A 6,887-nucleotide genomic window follows, 5' to 3' on the forward strand; every position below is an offset into this window, starting at 1 on the left:
AAGGACATTGAGGCCTTCTGCCGCCAACACCTGGCCGCTTACAAGGTGCCCCGCATCATTGTCTTCCGGGAAAGCCTCCCCAAGTCCAGCGTGGGGAAGATCCTGAAGCGGGAGCTCACCAAAGCGCTCGGGCCAAGGCGGTAGGATAGCCCCATGGGCAAGGTTTACAAGAAGGTGGAGCTGGTGGGGACGAGCCAGGAGAGCCTCGAGGGGGCCATCCAAACCGCCCTAGAGCGGGCGCAGAAGACCCTCCGGCACCTGGACTGGTTTGAGGTCAAGGAAATCCGGGGGACCATCGGCCCGGAGGGGGTGAAGGAGTACCAGGTGGTGCTGGAAGTGGGGTTCCGCTTGGAGGAGTAATCGCTTCTGCGCCCAAAGCTCACACCCCTTTACAAATCCTCGCTCAAGAGATATGCTAAGGGCAAGGGGGTGAAGGGGTATGAGCGCCACCGGTCTGGAGGTCTTTGACACCACCCTCCACAAGACCCACACCTGGCTCAAGGCCATCATGGAGGAGCTGGGCACGGAGGACCGCCACCGGGCCTACATGGCCCTCCGGGCCGTCCTCCACGCCCTCCGGGACCGCTTGCCCGTGGAGGAGGTAGCCCAGCTCGGGGCGCAGCTCCCCATGCTCATCCGGGGCATCTACTACGAGGGCTGGGACCCCACGGGCAAGCCCCTAAAGGAGCGGCACAAGGAGGCGTTCCTGGCCCACGTGGCCCGGGAGCTCAAGACCCCATCCGGCCCGGCGGTGGACCCCGAAAGGGCGGTGAAGGCGGTGTTCAAGGTCTTGGGGCAGAGGGTGGCCGAAGGGGAGATAGCAGACGTCCGCCAGCTCCTTCCCAAGGAGCTAAGGGGGCTCTGGCCCGAGGGCTAGGGAAGCCCCCCAGGCGGGGGGGTTAGTCCAGGACGAAGCGGTCCTCGGTTTCGTGCAGGCGCACCCGGTGGACGATCCGCTGGTCCTGGGCCCCATTGGGCTCGGTCATGGCCACCACGGTTACGTAGGGGCGCAAGGGGCTCCGCAAGACCTTCTTGGTGAGGGTTTCCTCCACCTGGAAGATGCCCGCGGAGTTGTTCATGGTCACCTGGATCTCCACCGGGACCTTCTCGCCCTTAAGGATGCGCACCTCGTCCACCGCCAGGGCGCTGATGGAGTGGATGTCAATGCTCCCCAGGGCGAAGGCCTTCCGCCCCCGGCCCTTGGTGATGTCCGTGCCGTCCGCCACGGCGGTGATGCCCGCCTCTATGGTGAGGGGCTCGGGGGAGAGGTCGTGGCTGTAGATGCTATGGAGCATCAGGGCCCTTAAGGCGGTGCGTTGCTCGGGGTCTGGGTAGATCTTTTCCAGGATGCGGTTCAGGATGGGCAGGGCCAAGGAAACCCCGAAGGCCTCGTGGTGGTCCCGGTGCACCTGGTTGCCCAGGTCGTGGAGCATGGTGGAGAGGAGGACCACCACATAAGCGTCCTCCAGCTCCCCCGCCCCGGACTCGAGGGTGTCCAGGCGCACCCCCGCCTCCGCCAAGAGGCCCAGGATGGCCACGCTGGCCGCCCCGGTGAGGAGGGCATGGACCCGGCCGTGGTCGTTGTAGCCCAGCTTGCGCATGGTGATGTAGTTGGCCATGTTCCAGCCAGCCCGGGCCTCGGGATCTTGGATCAAGAGCTCGTACGCCCTAAGCGCCTTGGGGAAAGGCCTGAGGCGCTCCCGGATGGCCTGGTCGGCCTCGGCGTAGAGCTTGGCCTTGGGGCTAGCTACGTGGACCACGCGTTCTCCCGTCATGCGCACCCCTCACCTTACACCGGGCCCTGCAAAAGGAAAGGGGCTCACTCCCCTTTGAACTCCGGCGCCCGCTTTTCCAGGAAAGCCCGCACCCCCTCCTTCATGTCCTCCGTGGCGGCGGCGTAGCCGAAGAGGTCCGCCTCAATCTCCAAGGCCTCCGCCAGGTCCAGCCCCTCGCCCCGCACCACGCTCTCCTTGGCCAGGGCCAGGGCGATGGGGGCGTTTTTCAGGATCTTCTGGGCGAGCTTCTTGGCCTCTTCCAGGGCGTCCTCCCCCACCCGGTTCACCAAGCCCAAAAGGAGCGCCTCCTCCGCCTCCACGTGCCGCCCGGTGAAGATGAGGTCCAAGGCCCGCCCCCGGCCGATGAGCCGGGGCAGGCGCTGGGTGCCGCCAAAGCCGGGGATGAGCCCCAAGCCCACCTCGGGAAGGCCCAGCTTGGCCCCCTTGGCCGCCACCCGCAGGTCGCAGGCCAGGGCGAGCTCCAGCCCGCCGCCCAAGGCGTACCCGTGGATGGCGGCGATGGTGGGGATGGGCAAGGCGGCGATCTCGGCGAAGACCTGCTGGCCCAAAAGGGCGTACTCCCGGGCCATGAAGGGGTCTTTAAGGGCGGCGATCTCCTTGAGGTCCGCCCCAGCGGCAAACGCCCTCCCCTCCCCCGTGAAGATGGCCACCCGGGCCTCGGGATCCTGGTGGATGACCTCCGCCACCTGGGCGAGCTCCTCCAGGACCTCCCGGGATAGGGCGTTGAGGGCCTCGGGCCGCCTTAGGGTCACCAGGGCGATGTTCCCCTCCACCTCGTAGGAGAGGTGCTGGAACTCGGGGATTTCCAGGATGAACTCGTGCTCGTGTTCGTGCTCCATGCTACACCTCCAGCAGGGCCAATAAGGCCACCTCCACCATACGCCTTATCCCCTCCTGGAGCACCTCGGGCGGGGCGAGTTCGGGGTCGCCGATCCGGTTGGAAACCGCAAGGATGGCCCCCGCCTTCACCCCCCGCATCCGGCCCAGGAGGAAGAGGGCGCTCGCCTCCATCTCAAAGGCCAGGACCCCAAAACGGCTCCATGCGCGGGCCGCCTCGGGGGTGGTGGCGTAAAAGGCGTCCTCGGTGGCCACCAGGCCCACGTGGTGGGGGTAGCCCCGCTCCGCCGCCTTCGCCCAAAGGGCGCGGAAGAGGGAAGGGTCGGGAACGGGGGCGTAGGGAAGTCCCCCAAGGTACTGGCGGGTGGCCCCGTCCAAGGGCACCGCCCCCTGGGCGATGACCAGGTCCCCAGGGGCCAGGGCCCCGTCCACCGCCCCGCAGGTACCCACCCGGAGGAGGACCCGGGCCCCAAGCTGGATGAGCTCCTCCGCCACGATGCTGGCGGAGGGAGCCCCCATCCCCGTGGTCTGCACGGAAACGGGCACCCCACGGTAGCGCCCGGTGTAGCCCAGAAGCCCCCGGTGGGTGTTGTAGGTCACCGGATCTTCCAAAAACGTCTTGGCGATCCACTCCGCCCGGCCCGGGTCCCCGGGAAGGAGCACCCGTTCCGCCACATCCCCGGGTTTGCCCCGCACGTGGATGGGACTCATACCGCCTAAGGATACTACAGCCTGAGGGCCGGAAGCCCTTCCACCAAGGTCTCGTCGTGGGTGGCGAGGACCAGGGCCGCCCCCACCTCCCCCGCCAAGGCGCGCATGAGGGCCAGGACCTCCCGGGCCTGGTGGCGGTCCAGGCTCGCCGTGGGCTCGTCCGCCAGGAGGAGCCTGGGCCTGAGGTAAAGGGCCCGGGCCACCGCCACCCGTTGCCGTTCGCCCCCGGAAAGCCGCTGCGGCAGGAAGTGGGCCCGCGCCCCAAGCCCTAGGCGCTCCAAGAGGAAAAGGCCCCAGGCCCGGTCCACCCGTCCCGCCAAGTACCCGGGGGCCAGGACGTTCTCCAAGGCGGTGAGTTCGGGGAAGAGGAAGTGGTGCTGGAAGACGAGGCCCAAAAAGCAGAGCCTGCGCCGGGCCAGGACCTCTTCCTTTAGTCCCCGGATGGGCGTCCCTTCCCAGAACACCTCCCCCTCCTGCAAAGGAAGAAGCCCCGCAAGGAGGTGGAGGAGGGTGGTCTTGCCGCTTCCCGAAGGCCCCAGCACGGCGAGGGCCTCCCCAGGCCCTAGCCGCAAGGAAAGCCCCCGGAAGAGGGGGCCGTTGGCGTAGGCGAAGCCGAGGTCTTGGGCCTCGAGGACCGGGCGCACCCTCTCATCCTCTAGGCAAAAGATGAAGCCTCGGTTAGAGTAGGACCGATGCGGGGAAGCCCCTTGTTCCAGGACCTGGCCCCGGAGGAGGTGGAGCTCGCCCTTTCCTACTTCCAGCCCCTCTTCTTCCCCAAGGGGAAGGCCATCTTCCAGCAGGGGGACCTGGGCCAGGCCCTTTACCTGGTGGAGGCGGGGCGGGTGCGGCTCTACCGCACCCACCTGGGCGGGCAGGAGAAGACCCTGGGCTTCCTGGGCCCCGGGGAGGTCTTCGGGGAGATGAGCCTCCTGGACCAAGGGGAAAGGAGCGCCAGCGCCGAGGCCGAGGAGGACGCCCACCTCCTCGCCCTCTACCGGGAAAGCTACCTGGCCCTCATCCGCCGCCTGCCCCTCCTGGCCCACAACCTCGCCCGCATCCTGGCCCGGCGCCTGAGGGAGCTCAACGTGGAGATGGACCTCCTGGCCTTTGAGGAGGCGCAAAGCCGGGTGGCCTACGCCCTCCTCAAGCTCCACCGCCAGGGGCATGGCCCCCGGTTCCGCCTGCGCCACCAGGACCTGGCGGCCCTGGCGGGGGCGAGCCGGGAAACGGTGACCCGGGTCCTGCACGACCTAAAGGAAAAGGGCGTCCTCGCCTTGGCCCCGGGGGAGGTGGAGGTGCGGGACTTTCGGCTTCTGGAAGAGGTGGCCTTCGGCCTGGTCTAAGGGAGGTGCGCCTTGCGCCTAAGGGTGGACGTGCTTCCGAGCGAAGGGGCGGTGTACCCCGATGTGGTCCTGGTGGTGGACGTGATCCGGGCCACCACCACCGCCGCCTGCCTCCTGGAGGCGGGGGCGGAGGCCTTGTACCTGGTGGATAGCCTCGAGGCCGCCCGGGCCTTCAAGGACGAGGACGTGGTCCTGGCGGGGGAGGTGGGGGGGCTAAAGCCCCCGGGGTTTGACCTGGGGAACTCCCCCCGGGAGGCCCTCGAGGCCCCCGTGGGGGGCAAGGTGGTGGTGATGAGCACCACCAACGGCACCAAGGCGGCCCACGCCGCCGCCAAGACCGGCAAGCACGTCCTCCTGGCCTCCCTCTACAACGCCCACGCCGCCGCCCGGCTTGCGCGGGAGCTCGCCACGGAGGAGGTGGCCATCCTCTGCGCCGGCAAGGAGGGGCGGGCCGGGCTGGACGACCTCTACACCGCCGGGGTCTTGGCGGAGTACCTGGGCCTTCTGGGCGAGGTGGAGCCCGAGGACGGGGCCCGCATCGCCCTGGCCGTCAAGCGGGCCTACCAGGACCCCTTGGAGGCCCTAAGCCTCTCCGCCGCCGCCCAGGCCCTCAAGGGGGTGGGCCTGGAGGGGGACGTCCCCTTCGCCGCCCAGGTGGCCAAGAGCGCCGCCGTGCCCATCCTCTCTGGGCGGGTGGGGGACGCCCTCATCTTCAAGCGGGCCTACTGAAGGCCCTCCTCCGCCAAGAGCTCGTGAAAGCGCCTTATGGCGGCGATGCCCTTTTCCAGGTTGAGGAGGTCAAACTTCTCGTTGGGGGCGTGCAGGTTATCGTCGTTGAGCCCTAGGCCCAAGAGGACGATGGGGGCCTTAAGGGCCTCTTGGAGTTCCGCCACCACGGGGATGGTCCCCCCTTCCCGGGCGTAGACCGGGGGCTTGCCCCAGACCTCCTCCAGGGCCCTGGCCATGAGGCGCATGGGGGGGCTATGGGGGTCGGTGAGGACGGGCTTACCCCCGTGGAGGCGTTTCAGGGAAAGGCGGTAGCCAGGGGGAAGGATCTCCCTCAGGTAGGCCTCGGTGAGCTCGGCCACCTCCTCGGGGTCCTGGTCCGGCACCAGGCGCATGGAAAGCTTCAGGCCCGCCTCGGCGGGAATCACGGTCTTGGAGCCCTCCCCCTGGTAGCCCCCATACACCCCGTTCGGGTCCAGGGTGGGCCTCGCCCAAAGCCGCTCCAAGGGGGCGTAGCCCTCTTCTCCCGGCAGGTGGTCCACCCCAAGCTCCCGCTTCAGGGCCTCCTCGTCCAAAGGGGGCCAAAGCCTTTTCTCCTCCTCGGCAACGGGCCGCACCCTATCGTAGAAGCCGGGAATGAGGACCTTCCCCGTCTTCTCGTCCTTAAGCCGGGCGAGGAGCCAGCCCAGGGCCTGGATGGGGTTCGGGGCCACCCCCCCGAAGGCCCCGGAGTGCAGGTCCCGCCTGGCCCCTTGAAGGCGCACCTCCAGGTAGCAAAGCCCCCTTAGGCCGTAGGTGAGGGTAGGGGTTTCGGGGGCGAACATGGCCCCGTCGGAGACGAGGACCACGTCCGCCCGGAGCCTCTCCCGGTTTTCCCGCACGAAGGGGAGGAGGTGGGGGCTTCCGATCTCCTCTTCTCCCTCCACCAAGAACTTGACGTTCACCCGCGCCGCCAAGCCCTCCAGGGCGGCCACGTGGGCCCAAAGCTGCCCCTTGTCGTCGGAGGCACCCCGGGCGTAGATCCGCCCCTCCCGCACCACCGGGGAAAAGGGCGGGGTTTCCCAAAGCTCCAGGGGATCGGGGGGCTGGACGTCGTAGTGGCCGTAGACCAAGACCGTGGGGGCCTTTTCGTCCAGGAGGCGCTCGGCGTAGAGGATGGGGTGGAGGGGCGTTTCCGAAAGCTCGGCGCGGAAGCCTAAGGCCTCGAGGCGGTCCTTAAGCCAAAGGGCCGCCCGGCGCACGTCCTCCTTGTGGGCGGGGTCGGTGGATACGGAGGGGATGGAAAGGAACTCCAAAAGGGGCGCTAGCGTCTTCACGCCCCCATGCTACCCTCTTCCGCCAAGGCCTTGCCCTCTTCCAGGAGGAGAAGCTTAAGCCTTGCCACCTCGGCCTCAAAGCGGGCCTGCAGGGCCTCGAGCTCAGCCCTGAGCCGCATGATCTCCTCCACCCCCGCCAGGTTCACCCCCAACTCCTG

At 68.3% G+C, this 6,887-nt stretch carries 11 protein-coding genes; 5 read left to right on the plus strand and 6 right to left on the minus strand.

Translation table 11 applies throughout. From position 1 onward, the window contains the following. From L0C60_RS12930 to L0C60_RS12595, 3 genes are all read left to right on the plus strand, one after another. The coding region (locus tag L0C60_RS12930) for an AMP-binding enzyme (protein WP_341474665.1) at positions 1-144 on the plus strand (144 nt) is incomplete at its 5' end. A gap of 9 nt (positions 145-153) precedes the next feature. Beyond that, positions 154-360: a dodecin gene (locus tag L0C60_RS12590; protein WP_234504693.1), complete on the plus strand. Its 207-nt coding sequence runs from the start codon at positions 154-156 to the stop codon at positions 358-360. A 79-nt stretch (positions 361-439) separates the two neighbouring features. Beyond that, positions 440-877: a DUF2267 domain-containing protein gene (locus tag L0C60_RS12595; RefSeq protein WP_234504690.1), complete on the plus strand. Its 438-nt coding sequence runs from the start codon at positions 440-442 to the stop codon at positions 875-877. 22 nt (positions 878-899) lie between these two features. Here L0C60_RS12595 and L0C60_RS12600 read toward each other — a convergent pair whose 3' ends face one another. Genes L0C60_RS12600 through L0C60_RS12615 form a run of 4 tightly spaced genes read right to left on the minus strand, consistent with a single transcriptional unit; the run spans position 900 to position 3,988 of the window. After that, the gene (locus L0C60_RS12600) at positions 900-1,775 is read right to left on the minus strand and encodes a phosphohydrolase (RefSeq protein ID WP_234504688.1); all 876 of its coding nucleotides are present in this window, start codon (positions 1,773-1,775) and stop codon (positions 900-902) included. Positions 1,776-1,819: 44 nt separating this feature from the next. After that, positions 1,820-2,635: an enoyl-CoA hydratase/isomerase family protein gene (locus L0C60_RS12605; RefSeq protein WP_234504686.1), complete on the minus strand. Its 816-nt coding sequence runs from the start codon at positions 2,633-2,635 to the stop codon at positions 1,820-1,822. Position 2,636: 1 nt separating this feature from the next. Further along, positions 2,637-3,344, minus strand: coding sequence for a phosphorylase family protein (locus L0C60_RS12610; RefSeq protein WP_234504684.1), 708 nt, complete (start codon positions 3,342-3,344; stop codon positions 2,637-2,639). 14 nt (positions 3,345-3,358) lie between these two features. Then, entirely contained in the window at positions 3,359-3,988 is a 630-nt protein-coding gene (locus L0C60_RS12615) for an ABC transporter ATP-binding protein (protein WP_234504682.1), read from the minus strand. Between the two features lie 48 nt (positions 3,989-4,036). Between L0C60_RS12615 and L0C60_RS12620 the strand changes: the two genes are divergently transcribed. After that, positions 4,037-4,687: a Crp/Fnr family transcriptional regulator gene (locus L0C60_RS12620; RefSeq protein ID WP_234504680.1), complete on the plus strand. Its 651-nt coding sequence runs from the start codon at positions 4,037-4,039 to the stop codon at positions 4,685-4,687. A 12-nt stretch (positions 4,688-4,699) separates the two neighbouring features. Continuing rightward, the gene (locus L0C60_RS12625; RefSeq protein ID WP_234504677.1) at positions 4,700-5,416 is read left to right on the plus strand and encodes a 2-phosphosulfolactate phosphatase; all 717 of its coding nucleotides are present in this window, start codon (positions 4,700-4,702) and stop codon (positions 5,414-5,416) included. Here L0C60_RS12625 and L0C60_RS12630 read toward each other — a convergent pair. Both L0C60_RS12630 and L0C60_RS12635 read right to left on the minus strand, forming a co-directional pair. After that, positions 5,410-6,729: a dipeptidase gene (locus tag L0C60_RS12630; protein ID WP_234504676.1), complete on the minus strand. Its 1,320-nt coding sequence runs from the start codon at positions 6,727-6,729 to the stop codon at positions 5,410-5,412. The genes L0C60_RS12625 and L0C60_RS12630 overlap by 7 nt on opposite strands. Then, a partial coding sequence (locus L0C60_RS12635; RefSeq protein ID WP_479729389.1) for a MerR family transcriptional regulator occupies positions 6,726-6,887 on the minus strand: 162 nt, incomplete at its 5' end. The genes L0C60_RS12630 and L0C60_RS12635, both read right to left, overlap by 4 nt.

This window comes from Thermus hydrothermalis (assembly GCF_022760925.1).
GTDB lineage: Bacteria > Deinococcota > Deinococci > Deinococcales > Thermaceae > Thermus > Thermus hydrothermalis.

Excerpts from the sequence above, each read along its gene's own strand:
- L0C60_RS12595 (WP_234504690.1), top strand. The coding sequence starts at position 440 with ATGAGCGCCACCGGTCTGGAGGTCTTTGACACCACCCTCCACAAGACC.
- L0C60_RS12620 (WP_234504680.1), top strand. The coding sequence starts at position 4,037 with ATGCGGGGAAGCCCCTTGTTCCAGGACCTGGCCCCGGAGGAGGTGGAG.
- L0C60_RS12600 (WP_234504688.1), bottom strand. The coding sequence starts at position 1,775 with ATGACGGGAGAACGCGTGGTCCACGTAGCTAGCCCCAAGGCCAAGCTC.
- L0C60_RS12590 (WP_234504693.1), top strand. The coding sequence starts at position 154 with ATGGGCAAGGTTTACAAGAAGGTGGAGCTGGTGGGGACGAGCCAGGAG.
- L0C60_RS12610 (WP_234504684.1), bottom strand. The coding sequence starts at position 3,344 with ATGAGTCCCATCCACGTGCGGGGCAAACCCGGGGATGTGGCGGAACGG.
- L0C60_RS12605 (WP_234504686.1), bottom strand. The coding sequence starts at position 2,635 with ATGGAGCACGAACACGAGCACGAGTTCATCCTGGAAATCCCCGAGTTC.